Below are 23,745 nucleotides of genomic sequence, written 5' to 3' on the forward strand. Positions count from 1 at the left end.
TGTCTTAAAGCAACCCTAGCGCAACAGCTACAATTCCTAGGATAATTAGCCCAATCAAAATGACGGTTCCGTTGACTTTCTTTTGTAACAAGCCATAGCAGCCAAAAGTTAATAGCAATGGCAACAAATCGGGCATCAAGGAATCAAGGGTCTGTTGCAAACCAACCTTGGTCCCACCTAATTTCATTACTAACGGTACTTTAATAATAACCATCGAGGCAATCATTGCTCCTACAACAACCAAGCCTAATATCTTAGCCGCCTCAGTTAATTTTTGTAGAGTGCCATTTTCACTTGCTTCAGCTAGAAACTTATTGCCGCCCTGATAAGCCAATTTAAAACCAAACCAACGCAAAAGTTCACTCGGAATTACATTAATTAGGAAATAAAGAATAGGTCCTAGAATGCTGCCTTTGACAGCCAAAGGGGCACCAACTCCTACTCCAATAACACGCAATGTTCCCCAAAACATAGAATCGCCAATTCCGGCGAGTGGACCCATCAAGGCAGTCTTTACCGAATTAATTGAATTGGCATCAAATTTTTCCGAATTAGCATTTTGCTCTTCCATTGCACAACTGATTCCTAAAATTAAGGGTGAAGTCGAAGTTGAGCAATTGAAAAATTCTAAATGTCGCTGAAACCCCTTCTGCATTTCCTGGTCGTTATCCCCATACAACCTTTTAATGACAGGAGTCATGGCCCACGCATACCCCAATGACATTTGACGTTCATAATTAAAGGATCCTAAGAGTTGATAATGACGCCACATAACACGGCGTAAATCCTTTTTAGTTAACTTTTTCTCTGTTTGTGTCGCTTTAGAATCAGTCATTACAATAAGTCCTCCTCATCATTTGCAGCAGGCTTAAACTCATAATAAACATAGGCAATAATTAGGCCAAAAACTGCTACTCCAATCATCGGAACTTTCAAGAAAGCAACAAGACCAAAACCTAAAAACAAAAATGGTGCATACTTTTTGTCATATGTTAACTGCATTAACATTGCTATTCCTAAAGCCGGCAATAAATTACCTGATTGGGTCAATCCATCTTGAATAACTTTAGGGATTGCTTTAACGATCAATTTAATTACTGGCGCGCCTACTAAATAGCCCACAATTATCGGAATAAATTTAGCCAAAAACAGCATTGCCGTGCCAGACCACTGACCAATTGCAATTCCTTTCCAGTTTTTTCTTGCCACCTGCCGATCAGCATAGTGAGTAAAAATAGCGTTAAAACTGCCAATTGCGATTGCAATCATCTGTGCAATCAGGGCAATTGGTATGGCTAAAGTTAATGTCGTTTGCCAATTAGTGCCGGTTTTAATTGCCAAAGCAGTTGCTAGGGCCGAACCAACCACAACATCGGGTGGCGTAGTGGTACCAATACCAACTAACCCCATCCAGACTAGCTCTAGTTGTCCACCTAATATTAGTCCAGTGGTAAAGTCTCCCATCACCAAGCCCACAAGTGGTCCAATAATAATCGGTCGATCAAGCATATGCTGGCCGCCAATACGGCTTTCCATGTAAACGCCGGCACCAATCAGTGCAACTAAAAATGCCTGTAACATTGTTTACCTCCTTTCAGACTTTATTTAGTAAAAGCCTTTTCGATTCCCGCAAAATTCAGCTTTTCTGCTGTTGGTGTTACCTGAGCAAACACTTCAACGCCTTGCTCTTGCAATTCCTTGGCACAAGCAAATTCTTCTTGGGTCATTTTTACCTGTGGTAAGACAGCTACTCCGTTTTTTTCGTGAATACCAGCAGTGCCAACATTTACTTTTGCAATCCCAGGGACTTCTTTTTTCAATTTCAGAGCATCTTCAACATTAATCGTGACTACGAAAATCTTTTTATTGGCATACTTAGGATTATTTAGAATTTGAGCGGCTGATTTTAGGTCTTTAATTCCTAACGTTACTCCAGCTGGCTTAGCTAATTTCATCGTCATTTTAGTCATTGTGTCACTAGCTGCATGATCATTAGCGACTAGTAGAATATCTGGCTGCAATTGATTAGTCCAAGATACGGCAACTAAGCCATGAACTAATCGATCATCTGCACGTAATAGTGTAATCATTCCAAATCATCCTCCTTCAACAAATCATTTACGTATACGAGTTGCTTTTGAGCCTGACTAACAGCTAAACGAATCGTTTCATCTGACAATGTTTGGTCAGCATTTAACACAAGTTCTAGTACTAAGGCCAAATTAATTCCGCTAATTACTTGGCAGTGATATTTCTTAATTAAATTAACTGCTTCGCGATTTACGCTTCCTCCAGGCATATCAGTTAAAATTACTACTTGCTCATTTGGCATCTGATCTAACATTTGACTTAATTCATCAGTAAAATTAGTTTGCTCATCAACGTAAGCATTAATAAATTGCACATTATTAACTGAGCTATCAAAGAACTTGAGTGAACTCTGATACCCGTTTGCTAAATAACTATGGGTAGCTATGATAAATTGGCTCATTGATTACCTTCCTTTCAGTAAGTTCGATTTTTTAAGTAAAATGTTAGCGCCAACATTAAAACTAGCTTAAATATACTACTGTATATACATTTATGCAAGGGTATTTTTTGCATTTATTGACATAAGTTCCTTTTATCATGCATTTTAGCCAGTATTAATTATTAATGTAATAATTTTTATGTTTATTGGTATATACATTTTATCAAATAGCAATAAAACTTTTTTGCTTAAATGTCATTCCATTATTTATAATTAAAGTAACGTTTATTGCAAAAACTAAATTCCAAACCATTAATTAAGGACAAACAAGTGAAAGCTAAATATCAAAAAGTAGAAGATTTTTTTATTGAAAAAATCAATAAGGGCTTACTTAAAGCCGGAGATAAGTTGCCGCCAGAAATTACAATCAGTGCAAAATATGGCTATAGTCGAATGACCGTTAATAAGGCCATGAAGGACTTAGAGAAACAAGGCTATGTTACGCGTATTGCTGGTCGCGGCACTTTTGTCAAAGAAAAAAGTGTTTTACGCCTATTAACTGATAACATCAGTTTTAGCGACATCATTAAACAGCAACGAATGACTCCAGGATCCACGCTTATTTCATACAATTTATTACCCAGTAGCAAAGTTCCTTCGGCAACTGAATTTGAAACGCCAATTAATAAATTTCACCATACAGTAAGACTGCGCACTGGTGATGATAAGCCGATTGCAATTACGGAAGACTACTTGAATGCGGATTTAATCACTAATATTGACTTCAACCTTCTAACAACCTCACTTTATTCCTATTTAAAGAAGCTAAAGTTACCAGTTATTCAGAACTTTGTTGAAATTAAGGCAGTAAGAGCAACTAAAGAGCAACAGAAGGCCTTAAATTTAGACGTCGATTTTTTATTAATGACGCTTGCTAATGCAGATACAATCACTGCCAGTAATCAACGTGTCCCCCTAGGTGTGTTTGTTTCTTATTACAATCCAGATTTTTATACTTATCGTTTCAATGAAGCACAATAATAAAATTAATTACTAAAATACTCAGCCTTACCTTAAAAGGAAAACTGAGTATTTTTACTATAATTGAAAAAAATGGATAAAAATATTTTTACTATTTATATTGACAGTTACTTATTTATCAAGGTTTACGCTAGAGCTTCTAGAGGATATTTGGTAAACTTGTGTTTAGTAAAATTTGAACATTTCATGTTTTTCATCAAGATAAAATCAGATTTATCTTAAGGAGTTGCCATTTTGTCAGCTATCAGAAAAGAAGAGTTAGTAGCAAAAGATATTCAATATAAAATCGACCAGGGACTAATCAGCAGTGGACAAAAGCTGTCAGAACGCAGTATTGCCAAAGAATATGCCATTTCTCGCGGAACAGCGAGAACAGCGTTGCAAAGATTAGAAAAAGAAGGATTGATTAAATCTAAACAAGCTGTTGGCTACTTCATCAATCAACCCAAAAAAGAACCATTATTAAACTTTATTAATTATTTTTCTGATAAGTTTGCCGCTCTTTCGATGCTCAATGAGGCTCAAACCATTAATATTCTTTCCACCAAATTAATTGATACAGACAAAGAATTATCCGAAAAGTTAAAAGTAATTTTAGGGACAGTCTTCTTATTAGTGTCGCTGCAGATATTAGAAACAGATTCCAACAATTACACACTTTGTCGCGTTTTTATTCCGGCGAAAATTTCTTCTACTATTAATGAAGAACAGATTATGGCTTTAATTAAAAAGCAGCTGCAATTAGCAATTGATGCCGAAGTAACTATGAACCTTAGCTTTGCTGATGATAACACAGCAAGCTTCCTGCATGTGCCTAATCACAGTGCGCTATTAACTACAAGCACAATTTTTAAGGACAAAAATAATCAAACATGTTTATTTTTAGAACAGTTCAGTGATGCCAATCACGCCGTTAGCATCATGCCGTCAGAAATTATTAGCAGAAAGCTTGGTACATTTAATGAATAAGTTAGCTTATAAGACACCGCTATATGAGCAAATTGAACACATTCTTTACGAAAAAATTCAAACACAAGAATATCTTCCTGGACAAAAAATTCCGAGCGAACGAGAACTGGCCGAGCATTATAAGATTAGTCGAACTACCACTAAACACGCCATCAATTCTCTCGTTGAGCAAGGTTTATTAACACGTAAATTGGGCAAAGGCACTTTTGTAGTTTCTGGTATCGACCAACGCTTTAACATTTCCTTTCAAAATTCACGTTCATTAACAAATTCACTTTCTTCAAGCGGAATCAGTATTGCAAATAAGCAAATCAAATTTTTCACTAATATCGACTCTGCTTTTTTACGGCAAAAGCTGTGCCTAGCAAATGATGAGGCTGTATTCGGCGTACAGCGGCTTAAGTTGCACTGTGGCAAGCCCTTTGCCCTTGAAAACTCGTTTGTTCCTGGAGCTTTATTTACCGATTTTTATCAAATTGATTTTAATAATATCGGCTTGTATGACTACATGGAAAGTAAAGGTCATAACTTGGAGAATTACCAAGTTTACCAGCAAATTGAAACTTTGATGCCTGAAGAAGCCAAACTATTAAATGTTGCAGAAGATTCATATGTTATCAAGTCTTGCTACTCTAGTGCCGATCAGAACCAGCAAATAATCGAGTATACCGAAAGTTATGTAAAAGCCAATAAGGGCATTATTCAATACCATTTAAATTTTAAATAAATTATGAAAAAGACGTCTTAATCAAGTCGTCTTTTTTAGTAATGGCAATGAAAATACTAGTTCTGCTCCAAGCACCATAAGTCCACAAACTAAAAAAAGTACTTCATAGTTAGAATTATCAATGATTAATGCACCAAAAACGGGCCCGATTGCTTTTCCAAGTGCGCTAAAGATCTGCACTTTGCCCTGATAATACCCAGTTAGATTAGTCGGTGCAGCAAGGTCAACGAAGCTGGCTACGCCAGGAAATAGAAGGATTTCTCCAAGTGTTAGCAAGCACATAGATAATAAATAAAGCCAGTAATTATGTTTAAACGGTAATAATAAAATGACAAAGGAGTTTACTAGCAGTAACGCCCCTAAATTAAGCCTGCCACGAAGATGTTTGAGCAACCAATCATCAAAAAAAGTGACTAAGGGCTGAAAAACAACAATCAAGACCGCATTGAGTGTCCATAATAAACTATATTTTTTCACTGGAAAGCCAAGTTCAACCATATAAGCTGATAAGTTGCTCTGCCATTGTTCATACACTAGCCAACAAACTAGTGTCAAAAACAAGACTCCCAAAATTTGCGATGTCATTTCCCCCTTGTGCGCTGTAAAATTACGCTTATTCTCAGTAACAGAGCGGGCAACATTATATTTTTTATAAGCTACAAGTAAAAATAATATTTGAATGCAAGTTGCAAGCGCAAAAACATAACCAATTCCTAACGGTAAAATGTAACCAACCGTTAGGGTACCAAATACAAGGCCAAAATTAGCTGCAAAATACAGCAAGTTAAAAACATAGCTTGATCGCCTATTTTTTACCCGTGTTGCCAATGAATTCTCACAAGTTACAGAAATGCCATTGGCAAAGCCAGAAAGGATGAGCAAGATGGCATAAAACGGCCAAGTATGCAGGAAAATCAGTCCACCAAGTGCAAAAATATTTAAGCCAATACCGAGTAAAATAGCGTAATACGGCTGCCACTGATCAAATAATTTTCCCCCGATTAAACTTCCGAGCATTGTGGCAAATTGGTTAAAAAAGAGAACCAGCGAAGCAATAACTAAGCTTTTGTGTAAAGTTTCGTGAAGATAAATCGTATTTAACGGCCAAATAAAGCTCATTGCTGTGTTTGTAATCAAAACACCTACCAAAAGCCATTTAAGTGAGACAGTTTGTTTTTGATTAGTCATTTTTCACCTCTTTAATTCGCTAACCGAAAGAAAAAGAAATGAGTAGTTACGGCACTCATTTCTTTTCGTTAATTTAATAAATTGACTTAGCTATACTCCTAGAACATTAAAGTAGGCGCCAGCAATGCTGACAATGAGGACAATCAGCATAATTAACAACGGATTCATTTTCTTCTTTAACATCCAATACATGATGTAAAAAAGCGCAAGGGTTGCTAGTCCTGGGGCTATTCCGTCAAGTAAATTTTGAATTGTTTGTGCGCCCTTACCTGAACCAATTTTTGTCACAAAATTAACTTTAGACATACTCATCGTCATGCCACCAACAACCATGATCCCCATGATTGAAGCATATTCCATTACCTTATCCATAATGCCTGATTGCTTTAGCTTATCAATCACGTTAGAACCCAAGCCGTAGCCCAAAAAGGTCATAATATAACGAATAATAAAGTGCGGGACATCAAAAATTAACAAAAATAGAATTGGGCCTAAAATATTGCCTTGCAGCGCTAAGGAAGTACCTACACCTGTGGCAAGTATACGTAAAGTGCCCCAGAAAAAGGCATCCCCGACACCAGATAGTGGTCCCATCATGGCCAGTTTGACCGCCGAAATTGATTCCGTGTCAAAATTTGGGTCACTTGCATTCAATTCTTCCATTGCCGTTGCAATTCCTTCGGGTAAAGTAATGATATAAGGAGTAACATTATAAACTTCCAAATTACGAGTCAAAGCTGCGGATAAATCTTCTTTTTTCGGATAAAGCTTTTTTAAAATTGGGATCATCGCATAAGTGTAACCAACATTCATCATTCGTTCATAATTCCATAAATGTTCGGTAGGAATGCTGCGCCAAAAAACCTTTTGTAAATCCTTTTTAGTTATTTTGCCTTTATATTGAGGCTGAATTTTAAAACTCATCGAACCCATCTCCTTGTTCTTCACTTGAAGTTGTTGAACTAGTTGCTACCTTCGTAGAATTGCCATTTCTTTTTTCAATAAAGATATACATAACAATAATGATTAATGCTGCAAACAAAGCCACTCCCGTAGTTGAAAGATTACCGTAAGCAACCATAAAGAAACCGATGAAAAAGAACACAGCAACTTTTTTATTCATAATCATCTGGGCTAGCATGGCAAATCCCAAAGCTGGTAATAGGCCCGAAGCAATTGTCATCCCAGTTGTAATAAATTTTGGCATGTTGCTTAATAGGGTTGTTACCGCACTTTGACCAAAATAAAAAGCTGTCGGAACAATAATTAAACCAGGTAACTTGCCAACATAACCCCCGATAATCATGTTGCGTGCGATTGCTCGTGTATTTGCATCTTGAGCATTTTTATCAATCCGGTGAACAAAGATTAGTTTTAACGGTTGACCAATAGCTGTTTCTAAAGCTAAAACGATTGTGGCGATTGGAATTCCTAACGTTAAAGCGGCCGCAGAATTTGCGTGGGCTTGGATAGCTAATGCCGTGCCTAGAATTGTTCCGGAAACCATATCAGGTGGAATGTAAGCTCCAATTGAAACTGAGCCAACCATTGCTAATTCCATGGCACCACCCATAATAATTCCATTTTTCAAATCTCCTAAGACTAGTCCGGTCAGCATCCCCATGACCAATGGGCGCTGAATCAAGCTAGTACCAGTAAAAGCATCACTGTAGCCAATTAAGGCTACAAGAAAAATCAAAAATGTTTTTAAAATCATCTAGAACATCTCCTTTGTCGCTCTAAATTACATTCTTTGCTTCAATCCTATTTTCAGTCGGTACCATCTGAATAAAGACATCAACCCCTGCATCAATTAGTTCCTCAATTGTTTGTCTTTCATCGTTATTGATGTAAATACTATTACTTATTTTTTCTTTTCCCTTTGCAAATGAAATATTGCCTAAGTTAACCTGCTTAATGTTAAAGGTGCGTGCTAATTTTGCCGCAATCTCAACCGTCTCACAGATAACAAACAAAGTGTAATTATCAGTCTTGCCACTTTTAATGACATCTATTGCTCCCTGCGTATCCTTGACTACAACCTTAACGCCGCTCGGTTTTGCCAAAGCAAGCATCTGCAGCCGTAATTTGTCGTGCTTTAGAGTATCGCTGACCAATAAAAGAGCGTCTGCACCAAGCGTACCGGTCCATGAAACTGCTACTTGTCCATGTAAAAGCCGGTAATCAACCCGTATCATTTTAATCATTCAAAACATCTCCTTAACTGTTAACTAAAAGTCATCGCTAATTGTTTCTGTCTCAGTCTTAATTGTTTGATTAATATCCTGAATACCGTTTTTTGCTTCCCGAATTGTCTTTGCAATCGTTGCTTCTAAGTCTTGTTCATTTGAAAGTAAAAGTTGGACTACCATTGGTAAATTGACACCAGCAATTAACTGTAAATTTTTATGGGTTGGGATCATCTTTGCCAAAGCCGTATTGACACTACCTCCGACAATATCAGTCAGTACTACGACTGGCTCAGTAGGATGTTTTTGTAAAAAGGTGGCAATTTCATGTTCATAATCAACTTGCTCTTTAGTATAAGCTGCAATCGCATGCAGGTTTTCTTGTGGTCCCATAATGAACTCGGCCGTCTTTTTGACGCCAATTGCCATTTGTTCATGTGTGCAAATTATTACCTGAACCATTCTCTACCTCCCCTGATTGTCATAGTTTTTGGTTGGAATCATATTCATAAATTTAGTCGCCAGTGGATGCGCATCTTCTCGCTTTAAAGCAGGCATCATGCTGGCCACTATTATTTGGAAAAATGGAATTGTTGCCAATGAGCACAAACTATTAATTGCAGGTAGCTTGATGTTAATTACATTAGGCTGAACTTTGTCCGAATTATATGTAATAAGGTAATGCCGTGCAGTGACAGCAGCCAAACTGGTATTAATGGCAGCAATTCTAGGACTTGCCTGCGGATTATCAATTAGAAAAATGCTATATTGCGGACTTAATTGAATATCGGGTCCATGCATAAACTCTTCAATCTCGTAATGTAATGTCGGTATTTTTAGTGTTTCTTGAAACTTTAAAGCTGCTTCGCGAGCAACACCAAGATTCATATTATTACCACAAATAAAAGTTGGGCCCATTTGTGCTAATTCCATAAAATGATCGTTAACAAATTCAAGAGCAGTATTGATTGTTTCAGTCATAATTTCGGGCAGCTGTAACAGGTCATCATCGCTGTCAATCGGCCTTTGTTCTCTTTGCGCAACTTCATTTGCAAATAAGACCAGATACATCACCAAGGTAGAAAGCCCCACTGTGACGTACCCCACAGTTTCCTTACCAACACCATAATCAATCGCGATGTCAGCCTTTTGTGCCACCTCACTGTGTGTATTTCCTGTTAAAGCAATGGTTCGACCATTTCGCTCATTAACGAACTTCATTGCATGCAAAATATTAGTTGAAGCCCCACTTTGAGAAACAAAGAAGGTAAAATTATTCATGTTTTTACTAGTTCTGGTTAATTCAAACAGTTCTGGCGTAACGACCTCAACTGAACGAGCTAACCGCATTTTTAAGTAAGGTTTAGACATCATTACCGCGTTAAAAGATGACCCCGATGCAACTATGGTAACGCTTCCATTTTTCTGCTTAAAAAAAAGATTGACTAATGGGGAAACTAAACTGTTCTTATCAGCTATATTCTCTTTTAATTTAGCTGGTGTTACTTTCACATAATCAAGCATTTCCATGACTAATACTCCTAATCTAGCTTAATAAAGTAAACGGGATACACTGTATCCCGCCCTCTGCCAATCACCAGTAAAATTAGTACTCGAATTGACGATAATATCTTCTGTAGTTTTTATTGTGCTTTGTGTAAACCTGATAATGATTGGTTAACCGATCAGTTAATAGTGAATTTACAATCCATGGAATTACTAATGGACGAAATTCGTCATCAACACTCAGACTGTATTCCTTCGTGTCAATCACATAATGTTCTGCGCCAATCTTTTCACAAAAACGTTGCACCCGAACATCTTGCTTTCTAAATTCATCTTCACCTTCAACGATAAAGACCGGTACACCTTTTTCGACCAGTTCAAGTGTTCCGTGGAAAAACTTGGCACTAGTAATTGGACGAGTCCTAATCCATTGCATTTCTTCAAGAAGACATTCAGCAAATAATTCGGTTTCTCCCCAAAGTGCGCCAGAACCTGTAAAAATCGTGTACGGTGCCTGGTAACATTTTTGAGCAATCTTATCGGCTTTAGGTTCAAACTTTTTACGAATTGCCAATAAATCCTTGAATACGCCTTTTAGTTGATTAGCAAATTTAGGGTATCCTGCGAAATCACCGTGCTTGTATAGTAAGCGATAAATTAACATTGCTTCTGCCATGTAATAATTTTGCCCTGACCCGGTAGAGCCATTAACTTCAATAACATTTGGTGCTAGCCCACCAAGCTCACCGCTTTTTTTCGTAAATGCAATTAAGCGAATATTAGCTTTAATCAACCATTTAGCAGCTTCAATAATTTCGGGCGTGTTTCCGCTATCGCTTGCCGTTATTACAATTGAGTCTTGGGTTAAGTCGCGTGGATGCACACTATTCAAGTCGGCAGCGTTAATGCACTTAACCGGTAAAGCAGACATTCTGTTAGCTGCATAAGCAAACTGGTACAATTCGAACTCAGTTCCACCAATGCCCATTAAGTAAATATTTTTATAACCTTCAGTCGATAACTTGTCCGCCAGCGCCTCAATTTCAGGCCGCTTTGAATAGACAAAATCGCCATCGGCAAGGTATCCATCTTGATTAAAATCGATTAATTCTACTTTTTCAGTTTCCATTTTGACCTCCCAAAATTAAATTAAATTTCAAAATTGGACTCTTTTGAATCCCTATTTCAATTTTAAGTATACCAGTTGTTCTGATTAATTCAACAGCTTTTTTTAAATCGCTTACACTTTTTTAGATTCTGTGAGATTTACTTGGTGTAAATAGACTTTAACTAATAAAAAGACCACCTTTTGCATAAAGATAAAAGGTGGTCACTATTTTGATTTAGTTTACTTGTTTACTCGACTTTGTAAGGTGGATCTCACGGTCGAATAACTGTTTCATCTGGGAATTGAAATTGTGGGCAATAAACAACACCGTTGCCGATGTATTGGTCACTTCACGCAAAATTGCCATTGTCGCTTTTTGGTCAATTGCACTTGTGCCCTCATCAATCAGGATAATTTTACTCTGATGGACTAAAGCACGAACCAGTACAATTTTCTGTCTTTGTCCACCGGAAATATTTAGCTTATTCAAATCAATTCGTTCATTCAATCCCTGATCAAATTTGGCAATATCGCTGTCCAAGTGTACTTTTGCCACTAAACTTGGTAGCCGGACTTGTAGCTTTTTATTAAACATTGTCATGTTATCAGCAATGCTGACGGGAAAAAGCACGGGATCTTGTGGAATGTAACCGATTTGACTCATATCAGGGTTAATTATTTTGCCATTTTGATCTTTAAACACTATTTCACCCGTATTTGGCTTAATCTGCTTTAAAATCAACTTGAATAATGTCGTCTTACCGGAACCGGAATCACCGGTAAATAAGATTTTCTCACCCGGCTGAATAGCAATATCTGGAAAGAACAGATTTTCACCGTTAGGAAACTGTAAGCTGAGATTGTGGGTACTAAATGCAGCTGGTGTAGCATTTCCTAGCTCCGGTTGTGGCAGAAGGCGACAAGTTGCCGCAATCTCAGTATTCAATTTCTGTGCGCCCTTTATTTGCCCATACGCATCAACCATCTTGCTAATCGCAAAGTTCATGTAGTACTCACAGTTAGACGCTGCCACAATTACACCAAAAGCTACTTTCCCATTTAAAAATAAGAAACCGGCAAGAAGAAACAACATCAAAGAAAAGATCACTTCAATTAGACTATTGATACTTGATAGGCATTGCGTGAAACCAGTTTGCTTCACATTGGCATCTTCTAATTTTTTGGCCGCTTTAGCCGTCACCTGAAATAATTTTTCACCTGCTAAATAACGTCTAATTTCGTCTAATCCGTTAAGCCACTTATTCAAACAATCAAGATATTGCTGGTTGCTAGTCGAAATCTGCATTGTTGCTTTTTGTAACGGTTTAGCAATTAGTTTCGGTACCAACAGCGAAACAAGCGTCATTGCAATAATTGTTATTAGTAAGCTCCAATGAATTGTAATTAATAAGATAAAAACAAGCACTAGTGTGACTAGACCAGAAACAAAGCCAATAAAAGCTTCCAGATAATTTTCGTTATTTTGCACTAAATCATTAGTCAAGCGGTTTTGTACTTGCGCTACCGGATGATCTTGTCCATCTAAGTAATAATGGTCAGTAATTTGTTCACGTAAAGCAACATTGTACTGTTGCTCTTGCTTGACAATTAAATAGGAATTTAGGCCCTGAACTAGGTAGTTAAACAAAGCTAAACCAAATTCGATTGCAATAATGCTAAAGCAGGTTCGGGGATCATTATTTTTTAATGCTGTCGTTTCAATAATTAATAGTTGAGTATCAAAAATCATGGAGGCAAATATGAAGACAACGTTAATCATTATCCCAATAAATCTTACCGGATTTATTCTAAAAAATGCTCTAATCGTCATTGTTATTAGCCCCCTTACTGTTGGTAGTTAAATGAATTTGTCTGTCAAACTGTGCAATTAATTCGGGGCTAAAGTTATGTGCAATCATTAAAATCGTTGCGTTTGTCTTGAGTAATTCACTAATAATTTGTTTTGTACCCTGACGATCTATTGCGCTAGTAGCCTCATCTAGCAGCAAGAATTTGGTCTCGTGAATTTCTGCGCGTGCTAACACCACTTTCTGTCTTTGCCCGCCAGACAAATTAGGTTGATCTAAGTCAATAACGGTGTTTGCTCGAGCCGGAAACTTAGCTAAATCTGGGGCCAGCTGCACTTTTTGTAAAACTTGTTTTAGTTTACCGTTAAGTTGCTGATTAAACATCGTAATATTATTCGCAATGGTTGTGGGAAAAAGACTAGCATCCTGCGCAATATACCCAACTTGGGCATTTTGCGGTTTAATTAACTGCTGATTAGTCGCTTTAAACATAACTGAGCCTGCACTTGGCTTAATTTGGTTCAATAAAACTTTAAATAAAGTAGACTTGCCCGTTCCCGAGTCACCCGTTAACAAAACTTTTTCTCCTGGTTTAATTTCAAAATCCGGATAAGTTAGTTTTTCACCATTTGCGTACGTAACAACCAAATTATGGCTTTGGACAGCATCAACAATAACTCGCTTATTAGTTATTTTGACTGGTTGAACTAGAGTGGCAACTTGTTTACGCAATTCTGTAGTTGATTTTATTTTAGTAATCGCAGTTATAACTTGCCAAAGTCCATTAAAAATTATTGAAACAAAGCCAAGACTTGTTAGCCAATCTCCGATTGTAATCTGCTGCGAGAAATATAAAATAGAACACCAGAAACAAATACCAACTTGACCAATTGAATTGCCAATACCATTAATAATTTGAGCTTCACCACTAATTTTTCCCTGGGTGATATTCGCATCGGCCAAAGCCTGACTTTTTTGCTTAACTGCTTGCTTCAAGGTCTTTTTGGACTGGTAGCGGCGAAGTTCACCCAAACCAGAAAACCAATTGCTAATCGTATTCAAAAATGTTGAATTCGTTTTAGCTACAATCGCGGAAGCTCCGGCCAATCTTTTCTCCAGAATCTTAGGTAATAGCAGAACAATGATCGTAATTAAAATCGTGGCAATTACAATTGACCAGTGCATTGTCAAGATGGCGGTAATGGCTAATATAACTCTTAGAATCGTGCTCCAAATGTCAATCCATGGTTTAGCATAGTTATCGGTTAAAATCTTTAAATTATTGCCTAGTTGGTTCGCCATTTCAGCTACATTGACCGATTTTTGGTCGTAATAATGCTTCATCATGTGCGTTCGAATTTGATGAAGATAATTTTGAATTTGCTGATTAAAAAGATATGTTCCTAGAGGCAATAGAAAAAAGGTAAATAGTCCCATAATAGCAATAATTACGAGCCACATGACCGCATTAGTCCAAGCTTTTTTGGTTAAATTATCGGTTGCAAATTTGATTAAATAATTATTGAGGGTTTCTGCAATGGCATACAAAACATAAGCAAGCAAGATAAGCATCCCACGGGGAATATTCGACTTAAACAATTCTTTTATTGACATGGCTTTCTCCTTTATTTTCCATGCACTTATTTAAACTTAAGCTTTTTATCATGTAAATAAAGAACGGGTAAGCGGTCAAATAAGCCTATTAAGTGGCCAAATTTTTCACACAAAAAAAGACCAACTTTTGCAAGTAAGTCTTTTTCTGCGTGTTATATATTAATTTATATATTTGGCTTATTTTCCTGGTATCTGGTATTGAACAATGGACTAAGCGGTTCATTTTTTTGAATACACTTAATCGCATCCCCAATAAGTGGACCGACAGAAACAAGTAAAGTCTTATCCAACTTTTTCTCGGCAGGTTGGTTAATTGAGTCTGTTAACACCAAATTTTTAATCGGAGAATCATTCAGTCTCTTAATTGCCGGGCCAGACAATACAGCGTGAGTGGCACTGGCATAAACTTCAGTCGCACCCGCATCAATTAATGCTTGTGCTGCTAAAGTAATTGTTCCGGCAGTATCAATCATATCATCGATAATAATTGCTCTTTTGCCTTTAACATCGCCAATAATATTCATAACTTCAGCGACATTAGCACGTGGGCGACGTTTATCAACAATCGCAATTGATGTACCCAAAAATTCTGCTAACTTTCTAGCACGGGTAACGCCGCCATGATCGGGCGATACAACTACAGCATCTTTTTCCAAGTGATTACTTAAGAAATAATCTGCCAGTAGTGGTGCACCCATCAAATTATCCACAGGAATATCGAAGAAACCTTGAATTTGTGGTGCATGCAAGTCAAGTGACAATACTCTAGTTGCGCCAGCTTCTTGTAACATATCTGCTACTAGCTTAGCGGTAATTGGTTCACGGGGACGTGTTTTACGGTCTTGGCGAGCATAGCCGTAATAGGGAATCACAATATTAATCGTCTGTGCACTTGCACGGCGGACGGCATCAATCATGATTAACAATTCCATCAAATTGTCATTGACTGGAACACTGGTTGACTGAATCAAATACACGTCTTTGCCTCTGACTGACTCGTCAATATTAATTTGAATCTCGCCATCGCTAAAGCGCTGCACACTGGATTCACTTAGTGGAATACCAACGCGTTCAGCAATCTTTTGCGCTAACGGCACATTCGAATTAAGGGCAAACAACATCATATTGTCTTTATAAGACATAATTTCCTCCGTATAATATTTGTCTACAACTTATTATTTTACCAAAAGTTGCCGAAAAAAAGTTAATAACCATATTTATTATTCAACTTTAACCAGTGACATTCAAGCCCTTAGGGCTAATTATTCAGGAAAAATGGCATTTTTTTCTAGTTTAGCATAGCTTTTTAAACTAAAAGCTTTACAACTTAGCTGCTTTATAGCTTTATCACCTAGCTCGAACACTTCATGAAAGCATGACATAAATTGCACTAATTAAACTAGAAAAAGCATTATTAATGCGGCCAAGGTTTAATTCATTATTTATTCGCCTGCAAAACCGCGGCAACATTACCGTGTGCTTTTGCCAGCAAATCCCTAGCATCTGCCTTTGACCTACCAGTTTCAATCATAATAATTGCTACAGAAACATCATTTGCACTATTGTGTAAAGCCGTCATTGCTTCACTAGTGGAAACACCGGTTGTTGTGCTAATAATGCGGCATGCACGGTCAATTAGCTTGGCATTAGTCGGCTGAACGCCAATCATGACGTTTTGGTAAACCTTCCCCTGCTTAATCATCACACCGGTGGAAATCATATTTAAAATCATTTTTTGTGCGGTACCAGCCTTCATTCGTGTCGAGCCCGTGATAACTTCTGGACCAACAACGGCTTCAATACCAATTTCTGCATGTGAGCTGATTACGGCATTCGGAACACAAGCAATTGCAATCGTTAACGCACCAACCTCGTTAGCAAAATCAAGGCTGCCAACTACATAAGGCGTTCGGCCACTCGCCGCTAAGCCTATCACCGTGTCTTTTGCAGATAAATGAAGTCGGCGCAAATCTTGCTGACCGAGCTCAAGATCATCTTCTGCTCCCTCAACCGCCTGTAGCATTGCCTGTTTACCTCCTGCAATTAAGCCAACTGCCCGCTCTGGCTTAATGCCATAGGTCGGGACTAGCTCAGCTGCATCAAGTACTCCCAGCCGGCCACTGGTGCCTGCACCAATATAAATTAGGCGGCCGCCTTGCTTATACCTTTTAGCTGCGGCGTCAATTGCTCGCGCAATTTGTTGATCCTGCTGGCCAACAGCTGTAGCAACTTTTTGATCTTCATGATTGATTGTACGAACCATCTCAAGCGTTGACATCGAATCAATGTTCATCGTGTCGGGATTGCGTTCTTCCGTAATTAAATCTTTAATGTTCATTAATTCTTCTCATTTTTATTTGGTTTTAACTGTTACAGCATCCTGGTTAATTTCTACTTGACCAGCAGCAAGCGGCGTAATCTGAGCAACATCTTCCATATTAGTAATGATTGTCATTACATCTGTTGGCTTACCTGCATCTTTAAGAGCAGCAAGATCAACTTTTGCAATAATGTCTCCGCGTTTAACGTGTTGACCGCTGGCAACCTCAATTGAAAATGGTGCACCCTTTAATTCAACCGTGTCTATGCCAAAATGTAGCACTAATTCTAATGGGCCGGTTGCTGACTCCATCGTAACTGCATGCTTGGTATCCATAATTGTTAATATCCGACCATCAACAGGCGCAATAATGGTGCCTTCATTAGGAATAACAGCGAAGCCTTCTCCAAGCATTTTCTTAGAAAAAACATCATCTGGAACTGCCGTTAGGCTCTCAATCTGACCGCTTACGGGACTGGCCAATGTAACTTCTGTTTCAGATGCAGACTCTGCTGGCTCTGCGGTACCAGCTACTAATGAGCCATCTTCATTTTTAGCTACCATTGCACTCTTGGGAACACCCCAAAGGTAAGTAAGAACAAAACCACCAAGATAAGCTGCTAATAAGCCAAAACAGTAAATCAACGCCTTGTTATTAGCAATCAACGGAATTAACGCAATGCCTGAGGTACCGATAGCAATTGATCCGATATTACCAAAGGCTCCCAGAACGGCACCACCAATTCCGCCGCCAAGGCAAGCAGTAACAAAGGGACGACCAAGTGGTAGCGAAACACCGTAAATAAGCGGTTCGCCAACACCCAAAATGCCGACTGGCAAGGCACCCTTAATTAGTTTAGTGAGTTCTTTATTCTTACGACATTTGACCCATAATGCAATCGCCGTACCAACTTGGCCAGCTCCAGCCATTGCTAAAATTGGCAAAAGCGGTGTATAGCCCATTTTTTGAATCATTTGCAGGTGAATTGGCGTCAGAATCTGGTGTAAACCAAACAGAACCATTGGTAAAAAGGCGGTGCCTAGGATAAAACCAGCAACTGGCCCACCAACATGCAGGACCCAATTTATGCCACCGACTAGTGAATTTGATACCCAACCGGCAAACGGCATAATTAGAAAAATGGTGACTAATCCCATAATTAATAAAGTTAAAAATGGTGTAAAAATTAAATCTAGTGATTCTCCCATGTGATCATGGAAAAATTTTTCAACATAGGACATGAGCCAGACGCTAAGTAAGACGCCAATGATCCCGCCTTGACCCGCTGCAAGAGGCAACTTGTCAAAAATATTGGGAATGGTCATTGGTGCAACTACTCCGGGCAAATAAACAATCCCGCCAATAATTCCACCTAGTCCAGGAGTGGCGCCAAATTCTTTGGCCGCATTAATACCGACGTAAATATTTAGGTAAATAAAAAGCCCGTTGGCAATAACGCCAAGAACAGTAACCCCTAGGTTCCAACTAAGCGGAAGCATCTTGGCTGTCATCATATTACGTAAGATTCCAGCTACACCAGAAATCAGTCCCGCACCAACGAATGCTGGAATTAGCGGAACGAAAATAGCTGAAATATGCCCCAATGCACTGCGCCACCAAGTATTTTTCAAACTAGCCTTTTGGGCAGTGTGAACGCTAGCTGCCTTTTTCATGACCGCTGTTTTATTTTCGTCATATGAACTAGTCGAGTTTTGCTCAAGATTCTCCGGAAAAGGATCATTTTCTTGAACACCAGCAGCCTTAACCATCGACTGTGCTACCTTGGTATTAACGCCTGGACCAACAACTACCTCTAGTGTCTCCCCAGCAACAACACCGATAACTCCAGGAACTTGCTTAAGCTTTTCAAGATCAACTCGATCTGGATCTTTAAGTGCTATTCTGATTCTAGTCATACAATGGTAAAGCGATTTAACGTTAGCGATTCCACCAATCTGCTCGTAAATCTGCCTACCCATTTCATCATATTTGTCTGAGCTCATTTTTCCCCTCCTATTTAAAATACAAGCTAAGTATATTATTAAATAGACCAATTTTCAATTGTTACCGCTCAATCAATTGATGTTGACTTTTTTTCTTTTTCTTTTAGGGCTATACCAATATATCAAAATTACTTATATTATTGCCATAACGTAAAAAAACTGCAGCTAACGCACTTAAACGTTCCTGCAGTTTTATTAACTTTACTATTTAACTAATAAAAATTCGTCAGTCGTCAGCCGATGTGCACCAAGCTTAGTTAACAAGTGGTTATAATGCTCACGGATTGGCTTTACAACTGAATCGTGGTTATATGAAATTAGCGTGATCGAGTACTTTTCGTCTAATGCACTCTGAACAGTTGCCTTCAAACAAGTTTGACTCATTAATCCAACCACAAAGATATTCTTTGGTCTCATTTCGTGAATTCGCTGAACAAGGTTTGATTGAGTAAAGGCACTCGCAAATTTTTTAGTATAAACAGGGGCTGAATCTGCTACTTCCAATTGAGGAGACAAGCTACCATGATTTTCCTGTTTAATGTAAAAAATAGGTTCATTACTTTTTTCAAAGGTTTTAATAATACGATTAATTTGATTAATCCTTCTTGTTTGTCCGGCTTTTCCTCCCCAGAATGGCTTTGATTGCTCTTGAACATCAACAACTAACAATAAATTATCGGCTGACATAGTTAACCTCTCGCTTGATGAAAAATAAATAAGATCTAAAACTTTTATGTATACTATATATGCATACATAAACTTAAAGTTCATCGATTCAGCAACTTTTCTCTGAATCTGTTTTCATTATAACGCGATAATGTCAACTTTCAATATAATCATTATTACAATTAAGAAAAATTGTAATAAATTGGTAATAATCGCTCTATGACGGTCTTTTGAACGAATTGTAATTTCTATTTTTTTAGAATTTTATTTTGCTGTCGTAAAAATTAGCTCTTGCCCCGCTTCAACTTGATCAAGTAAAGCCAAATCGGCCGAAACGACATTAGCAATCACATTAACGCGCTCATCAGCTGGCAAGTCACGCTTGGTTATTTGCAATTCACCTTGATAGCGTAAGTAACGTTCATTATCACATGTCAGACTTCCCTTGGGACGTGGCTTTGGACTTGTTTGCGCGTTCACGTCAAATAACTGCCTTTTTCTACCTTCCACTAAGCGAACAACATCGCGGGCAGCATCAGGACGATTATGCCATTCATTCGTCAATAATTCAGGCACTTCCCGATCCAAGTGTAAAGTGAGGGCCTTTTTCTTTGTATAATTAGTGAAACTAGCAATTGTGGTCGCCTTTAAAGCGGCATCCCCAATAAACACATGATCACAGCCTAACTTTTGCAATTCCAGCGTTGCTGCCAACGGATTTTCATTGCGGTGCTTTTCTAAAGTTGGCAAACCTGCATGAATAGGTCCGCGCCGACAACTATCCCCGGCAACAAAAGCAACGGTCTTCAGATTTGCTTGGTGCAACCATTCATTCTTTTCTTTAAGCCATGAGCTAGCAAGCCCAGTCTCAGGTCGTGGATAAAAATTGTGCCATGCCTGCAAATGATCAAAATTAGCACCGTGAACACGCAAAGCAGCTAGTTCATCTTCGCTAATTGTACTTGCATTCAAGGCAATCGGCATTTCTTTTGATAGTCTTGCGATTGTATTAACATTCACACCGGAATCGATGCGCAATCCCGATAAATTCAGCTGACTAAGCTGCGCCACGTCGTTAATTGCTACTCCTAATCGTTCTAAGCCTTCTCGCGAAACATCGGCAATAATTGCTGCTTCCAAGTTCTGACACCATTTAGTCAGTTCATGCAGACGTTTTAAAACTTGCGCGGGATCATCTTCCGGAATATTTAAGGATGTAAAAACTGTGGTTAAGCCAGCATTGCGCATTGCAAGTAGATAATTATAGTCTTCAGCCGTTAAATCATGATTAAGATATATTGAAAAGCCCAACATGTCTTTTTGCTCTCCCATTTCTATTATTAAAGTGAAAACACTTACAAATAATATTATACTATTTTAATTCACTAATTGATTATAAAACAAAAAGTCGTGATTTTTTTCACGACTCTTCATTTATTCATATTTAATTTGTATATTAGTTCTCTTGAAGGTTAAAAGTACTCCAAGGTTCTACCAAATCGAGCAGGTCTAAATCATCTGCTCTTAGGTGTCCGACTAAGTTTCGTCTACCATCATTTTCAAATGGGGTTAAGACAATTTGTAATTCACCTTTATAACGTGGGTATTGCTCGTTAACAACAACGATGTCCCCACATTCAAAAGTAGTCTTTTGATTGTTATGGGCAGGAATATCTTCCTTGGCATAAACAACACGTGGTTTAGTATCTCGCAATAAAAATTCCGATGCATCTCCGCGGTACAAGTGCGGTTCTTTCAAGCAAATTGTGCGTTCAATTGGCAAAACATCGCTTTCAAATTCTATTCCTAAAACTGGAAATGGACTATTAAAAGCCTTGGAAGCTGCTGCCAATTCTTCTTCACTAGCAAAAGCATTACCGATAATAATATCGTCAATCATTTTACTTAAGCGTAAATGTGTGACTTGACTAGCAATATTGCGCAAACGGTCACTTTCCATTGTTGGCAAGCCTTCATGAACAGGCCATGGACCAAACTTAGCATTTTTAGAAGAAATGAACGCAGCGGTATGCAACCCGTATTCACGGTACTTAAACGAATAATCCATAAAAATATCTTCGCTCAGTCCCGTATATTCCTGAGGATAGAAGTTGTGACAACCAATTAGGTTATCAAGCTCTGGGTCATAGGACATAATACTGTCAAGGTAATTTGTACCACGACTCATATTTAGTTCAATTTTCAGACCATATGGATTATGCGTCATTGCCGCTTCTTCCATTCCGCTGAAGCCCTCATCTAACCGAAGACCCCAGACGCCTAAATCATGGAAGAAAACCAAGTTGTTGTAATCAATCTTTAATTCCTTAAATAATCCTGGGTTGATATCAACTACGGTCGTAAAGCCTAACTTATTAGCATAAGCAATATCTTGCTTTAATTTAGCAAGCAGGTCTTCGCCATCAGCACTCTTTAACTGCAGAAGTGAGGTGAAAATTCTGCGATAGCCATATTTGTAGGCTAAATCCATATATTTCTTATCCTGCTCAAATGAGCTCTGCTCAGGATAAAGTGATATACCTAACTGTTTCATATTTTACTCCTTAGGCTTTATTAACTTTATTTGGATCGACATTGTTTGAAGCAATGACGAATGGGACGTAGATTAAGAAGCCAACTACCATATTAATCAATTGTAGAATAGCTGCACGCCAATCCATAGTACCAAGAATAGAGTTCAAAAATGGTGGCATTGCCCAAGTTATCTGAGTATATACTCTATTTACTAAGCCAAGGCTCAAAGCACCATAAGCAATTGAAGCCATAACTAATGGAGCAATGACAAATGGAATAATATATATTGGATTTAAAACAATTGGCATACCAAACATCACAGGTTCATTAATGTTAAAAATGCCAGGAACAAGTGAAACTTTAGCAACAGCTCGCTCATCTTCACGCTTAGAAAAAGCTAAAACAGCTAAAATAAGAAGCAATGTTGAACCAGCACCACCGATCCAAACATATAAATCAAAATCTGTTCTAGTCCACATATAAGGCAATGGTTTCTGCATTTTATATGCACTTTGATTAGCAAGCAATGCAGTCGTCCAAATACTTTCTGTGATTGGTGCCATTACATTCGTACCATGAATACCAAAGAACCAGAACAATTGAACTAAGAACGTAATCAGTATGACTGATCCATATCCCTGTCCCATTTTCATCAGCGGCTCTTGAATTGTTTTGGCAATAAAGTCAATAACAGTCGTGTTATTTAAAGTAAACAAATAGTAAATAATACCAACAACATATAAACCTGCAGTTGCAGGAATAATCCCTGTGAAGGCATTTGAAACTGCAGGTGGGACACTTTCTGGCATCTTAATGGTGATGTGTTTCTTTACTAACCAAATATAAATTGAAACTGAAATAGCTCCCATAATCATAACGGTAAAGAAGCCATATGAACCAAAGTACTTGCCAAAATTGAAATAACCCCAAGCGCTAACATTTTTACCAGCAACAGCTGCACCAGCATCAGTTAAACTCTTGATATCAATTTTTGACAAAGCATTCTTTAAGTCTAAAGAAAAACTTTGAGGCAATCCCATGATAAAGGTACCTAAGGTGACTAACCCACCGGCAATTGGTTCTACATCATATTGCCGGCACATTTGATATCCAAATGTAAATGCAAACAATACACCTAAAATAGCAGTTGTTCCTGTCCAAACTACTGCATTAATATTAATCAACCATTGCATTGAGTTGACTATACCAGTCCAACCTAAGTTTGTAGGTACATCTCTGAAGATGGCATTAAGCACATTTGCAACAGCACCAGCCATAATCAGTGGCATAAGTGAAATAAACGCGTCACGCAAAGCTACAAGCCAGCGAATTGACCCAATCTTGGCTGCGACTGGGACGACATGCTTATTTAACCAATTTATTAAAGCATTCATAATAATTCTCCTTACTATATTTCTACTCCAACCGAATTATAACACATAATTTGGAAACGCTTTAGTATTTTTTGGGCAGAAATCCACGTGGCTGTAGCGCTGACGGCATTGGTATACACCAAAGTAAGCTCATAATCACGGTATATTTATTGATTATCATCAATAATGGTATATACCAAAGTTTTTTTAAAAAAACCATAAATATA

At 38.0% G+C, this 23,745-nt stretch carries 23 protein-coding genes; 3 read left to right on the top strand and 20 right to left on the bottom strand.

Annotated features, from left to right (window positions below; translation table 11 throughout):
- Window positions 1-4: 4 nt before the first annotated feature.
- The 4 genes from J3U73_RS05715 to J3U73_RS05730 are packed head-to-tail and all read right to left on the bottom strand — an operon-like array spanning window position 5 to window position 2,491.
- Complete coding sequence (locus J3U73_RS05715; RefSeq protein WP_220220147.1) at window positions 5-835, bottom strand: PTS system mannose/fructose/sorbose family transporter subunit IID; 831 nt, start codon at window positions 833-835, stop codon at window positions 5-7.
- Entirely contained in the window at window positions 835-1,581 is a 747-nt protein-coding gene (locus tag J3U73_RS05720; protein ID WP_220220148.1) for a PTS mannose/fructose/sorbose/N-acetylgalactosamine transporter subunit IIC, read from the bottom strand. The genes J3U73_RS05715 and J3U73_RS05720 overlap by 1 nt, the downstream gene beginning before the upstream one ends.
- Before the next feature lie 20 nt (window positions 1,582-1,601).
- Window positions 1,602-2,090, bottom strand: a complete 489-nt coding sequence (locus tag J3U73_RS05725) for a PTS sugar transporter subunit IIB (RefSeq protein ID WP_267392407.1) — start codon at window positions 2,088-2,090, stop codon at window positions 1,602-1,604.
- On the bottom strand, window positions 2,087-2,491 hold the full coding sequence (locus J3U73_RS05730; protein WP_220268480.1) for a PTS sugar transporter subunit IIA: 405 nt from the start codon (window positions 2,489-2,491) through the stop codon (window positions 2,087-2,089). The genes J3U73_RS05725 and J3U73_RS05730 overlap by 4 nt, the downstream gene beginning before the upstream one ends.
- Window positions 2,492-2,800: 309 nt before the next feature.
- On the opposite strand from J3U73_RS05730, the gene J3U73_RS05735 reads away from it, so the two are divergent.
- The 3 genes from J3U73_RS05735 (at window position 2,801) to J3U73_RS05745 (ending at window position 5,207) form a co-directional block, all read left to right on the top strand.
- On the top strand, window positions 2,801-3,511 hold the full coding sequence (locus J3U73_RS05735) for a GntR family transcriptional regulator (RefSeq protein WP_267392409.1): 711 nt from the start codon (window positions 2,801-2,803) through the stop codon (window positions 3,509-3,511).
- A gap of 234 nt (window positions 3,512-3,745) precedes the next feature.
- Window positions 3,746-4,480, top strand: a complete 735-nt coding sequence (locus J3U73_RS05740) for a GntR family transcriptional regulator (protein WP_267392410.1) — start codon at window positions 3,746-3,748, stop codon at window positions 4,478-4,480.
- Complete coding sequence (locus tag J3U73_RS05745; protein ID WP_220268483.1) at window positions 4,473-5,207, top strand: GntR family transcriptional regulator; 735 nt, start codon at window positions 4,473-4,475, stop codon at window positions 5,205-5,207. Before J3U73_RS05740 ends, J3U73_RS05745 begins: the two co-directional genes overlap by 8 nt.
- Before the next feature lie 21 nt (window positions 5,208-5,228).
- On the opposite strand, the gene J3U73_RS05750 is transcribed toward J3U73_RS05745, so the two are convergent.
- The 16 genes from J3U73_RS05750 to J3U73_RS05825 form a co-directional block, all read right to left on the bottom strand.
- Window positions 5,229-6,395: an MDR family MFS transporter gene (locus tag J3U73_RS05750; RefSeq protein ID WP_220268484.1), complete on the bottom strand. Its 1,167-nt coding sequence runs from the start codon at window positions 6,393-6,395 to the stop codon at window positions 5,229-5,231.
- 90 nt (window positions 6,396-6,485) lie between these two features.
- On the bottom strand, window positions 6,486-7,319 hold the full coding sequence (locus J3U73_RS05755; RefSeq protein WP_267409828.1) for a PTS system mannose/fructose/sorbose family transporter subunit IID: 834 nt from the start codon (window positions 7,317-7,319) through the stop codon (window positions 6,486-6,488).
- Entirely contained in the window at window positions 7,309-8,112 is an 804-nt protein-coding gene (locus J3U73_RS05760) for a PTS mannose/fructose/sorbose/N-acetylgalactosamine transporter subunit IIC (protein ID WP_267409829.1), read from the bottom strand. The genes J3U73_RS05755 and J3U73_RS05760 overlap by 11 nt, the downstream gene beginning before the upstream one ends.
- A gap of 22 nt (window positions 8,113-8,134) precedes the next feature.
- Window positions 8,135-8,602, bottom strand: a complete 468-nt coding sequence (locus J3U73_RS05765) for a PTS sugar transporter subunit IIB (RefSeq protein WP_220268485.1) — start codon at window positions 8,600-8,602, stop codon at window positions 8,135-8,137.
- A gap of 24 nt (window positions 8,603-8,626) precedes the next feature.
- Window positions 8,627-9,046: a PTS sugar transporter subunit IIA gene (locus tag J3U73_RS05770; protein ID WP_220220158.1), complete on the bottom strand. Its 420-nt coding sequence runs from the start codon at window positions 9,044-9,046 to the stop codon at window positions 8,627-8,629.
- 3 nt (window positions 9,047-9,049) lie between these two features.
- Window positions 9,050-10,114 (bottom strand): SIS domain-containing protein, encoded by a 1,065-nt coding sequence (locus J3U73_RS05775; protein WP_220268487.1) that lies wholly within the window; start codon window positions 10,112-10,114, stop codon window positions 9,050-9,052.
- Between the two features lie 76 nt (window positions 10,115-10,190).
- Window positions 10,191-11,219 (bottom strand): SIS domain-containing protein, encoded by a 1,029-nt coding sequence (locus tag J3U73_RS05780; RefSeq protein WP_267409830.1) that lies wholly within the window; start codon window positions 11,217-11,219, stop codon window positions 10,191-10,193.
- Window positions 11,220-11,433: 214 nt separating this feature from the next.
- Complete coding sequence (locus J3U73_RS05785) at window positions 11,434-13,029, bottom strand: ATP-binding cassette domain-containing protein (protein ID WP_267409831.1); 1,596 nt, start codon at window positions 13,027-13,029, stop codon at window positions 11,434-11,436.
- Window positions 13,019-14,620, bottom strand: a complete 1,602-nt coding sequence (locus tag J3U73_RS05790) for an ATP-binding cassette domain-containing protein (RefSeq protein WP_267409832.1) — start codon at window positions 14,618-14,620, stop codon at window positions 13,019-13,021. The genes J3U73_RS05785 and J3U73_RS05790 overlap by 11 nt, the downstream gene beginning before the upstream one ends.
- Window positions 14,621-14,784: 164 nt before the next feature.
- Window positions 14,785-15,762 (bottom strand): ribose-phosphate diphosphokinase, encoded by a 978-nt coding sequence (locus J3U73_RS05795; RefSeq protein ID WP_220268490.1) that lies wholly within the window; start codon window positions 15,760-15,762, stop codon window positions 14,785-14,787.
- Window positions 15,763-16,058: 296 nt separating this feature from the next.
- A complete protein-coding gene (gene murQ, locus J3U73_RS05800; protein WP_267409834.1) occupies window positions 16,059-16,958 on the bottom strand; it encodes an N-acetylmuramic acid 6-phosphate etherase in 900 nt (299 codons plus the stop codon).
- A gap of 15 nt (window positions 16,959-16,973) precedes the next feature.
- Complete coding sequence (locus tag J3U73_RS05805) at window positions 16,974-18,944, bottom strand: glucose PTS transporter subunit IIA (RefSeq protein WP_267409835.1); 1,971 nt, start codon at window positions 18,942-18,944, stop codon at window positions 16,974-16,976.
- Window positions 18,945-19,148: 204 nt separating this feature from the next.
- Window positions 19,149-19,631: an isochorismatase family cysteine hydrolase gene (locus tag J3U73_RS05810; protein WP_220220165.1), complete on the bottom strand. Its 483-nt coding sequence runs from the start codon at window positions 19,629-19,631 to the stop codon at window positions 19,149-19,151.
- A 243-nt stretch (window positions 19,632-19,874) separates the two neighbouring features.
- Complete coding sequence (locus J3U73_RS05815; RefSeq protein WP_267409836.1) at window positions 19,875-20,924, bottom strand: DUF871 domain-containing protein; 1,050 nt, start codon at window positions 20,922-20,924, stop codon at window positions 19,875-19,877.
- Between the two features lie 142 nt (window positions 20,925-21,066).
- The gene (locus J3U73_RS05820) at window positions 21,067-22,164 is read right to left on the bottom strand and encodes a DUF871 domain-containing protein (RefSeq protein ID WP_220268493.1); all 1,098 of its coding nucleotides are present in this window, start codon (window positions 22,162-22,164) and stop codon (window positions 21,067-21,069) included.
- Window positions 22,165-22,174: 10 nt separating this feature from the next.
- Entirely contained in the window at window positions 22,175-23,539 is a 1,365-nt protein-coding gene (locus tag J3U73_RS05825) for a PTS sugar transporter subunit IIC (RefSeq protein ID WP_220232318.1), read from the bottom strand.
- Between the last annotated feature and the right edge of the window lie 206 nt (window positions 23,540-23,745).

Source organism: Lactobacillus sp. B4005 (assembly GCF_026536045.1).
GTDB classification, from domain to species: Bacteria; Bacillota; Bacilli; order Lactobacillales; family Lactobacillaceae; genus Lactobacillus; species Lactobacillus panisapium.

Excerpts from the sequence above, each read along its gene's own strand:
- J3U73_RS05715 (WP_220220147.1), bottom strand. The coding sequence starts at position 835 with ATGACTGATTCTAAAGCGACACAAACAGAGAAAAAGTTAACTAAAAAG.
- J3U73_RS05720 (WP_220220148.1), bottom strand. The coding sequence starts at position 1,581 with ATGTTACAGGCATTTTTAGTTGCACTGATTGGTGCCGGCGTTTACATG.
- J3U73_RS05725 (WP_267392407.1), bottom strand. The coding sequence starts at position 2,090 with ATGATTACACTATTACGTGCAGATGATCGATTAGTTCATGGCTTAGTT.
- J3U73_RS05730 (WP_220268480.1), bottom strand. The coding sequence starts at position 2,491 with ATGAGCCAATTTATCATAGCTACCCATAGTTATTTAGCAAACGGGTAT.
- J3U73_RS05745 (WP_220268483.1), top strand. The coding sequence starts at position 4,473 with ATGAATAAGTTAGCTTATAAGACACCGCTATATGAGCAAATTGAACAC.
- J3U73_RS05750 (WP_220268484.1), bottom strand. The coding sequence starts at position 6,395 with ATGACTAATCAAAAACAAACTGTCTCACTTAAATGGCTTTTGGTAGGT.
- J3U73_RS05755 (WP_267409828.1), bottom strand. The coding sequence starts at position 7,319 with ATGAGTTTTAAAATTCAGCCTCAATATAAAGGCAAAATAACTAAAAAG.
- J3U73_RS05760 (WP_267409829.1), bottom strand. The coding sequence starts at position 8,112 with ATGATTTTAAAAACATTTTTGATTTTTCTTGTAGCCTTAATTGGCTAC.
- J3U73_RS05765 (WP_220268485.1), bottom strand. The coding sequence starts at position 8,602 with ATGATTAAAATGATACGGGTTGATTACCGGCTTTTACATGGACAAGTA.
- J3U73_RS05770 (WP_220220158.1), bottom strand. The coding sequence starts at position 9,046 with ATGGTTCAGGTAATAATTTGCACACATGAACAAATGGCAATTGGCGTC.
- J3U73_RS05775 (WP_220268487.1), bottom strand. The coding sequence starts at position 10,114 with ATGGAAATGCTTGATTATGTGAAAGTAACACCAGCTAAATTAAAAGAG.
- J3U73_RS05780 (WP_267409830.1), bottom strand. The coding sequence starts at position 11,219 with ATGGAAACTGAAAAAGTAGAATTAATCGATTTTAATCAAGATGGATAC.
- J3U73_RS05785 (WP_267409831.1), bottom strand. The coding sequence starts at position 13,029 with ATGACGATTAGAGCATTTTTTAGAATAAATCCGGTAAGATTTATTGGG.
- J3U73_RS05790 (WP_267409832.1), bottom strand. The coding sequence starts at position 14,620 with ATGTCAATAAAAGAATTGTTTAAGTCGAATATTCCCCGTGGGATGCTT.
- J3U73_RS05795 (WP_220268490.1), bottom strand. The coding sequence starts at position 15,762 with ATGTCTTATAAAGACAATATGATGTTGTTTGCCCTTAATTCGAATGTG.
- murQ (WP_267409834.1), bottom strand. The coding sequence starts at position 16,958 with ATGAACATTAAAGATTTAATTACGGAAGAACGCAATCCCGACACGATG.
- J3U73_RS05805 (WP_267409835.1), bottom strand. The coding sequence starts at position 18,944 with ATGAGCTCAGACAAATATGATGAAATGGGTAGGCAGATTTACGAGCAG.
- J3U73_RS05810 (WP_220220165.1), bottom strand. The coding sequence starts at position 19,631 with ATGTCAGCCGATAATTTATTGTTAGTTGTTGATGTTCAAGAGCAATCA.
- J3U73_RS05815 (WP_267409836.1), bottom strand. The coding sequence starts at position 20,924 with ATGTTGGGCTTTTCAATATATCTTAATCATGATTTAACGGCTGAAGAC.
- J3U73_RS05820 (WP_220268493.1), bottom strand. The coding sequence starts at position 22,164 with ATGAAACAGTTAGGTATATCACTTTATCCTGAGCAGAGCTCATTTGAG.
- J3U73_RS05825 (WP_220232318.1), bottom strand. The coding sequence starts at position 23,539 with ATGAATGCTTTAATAAATTGGTTAAATAAGCATGTCGTCCCAGTCGCA.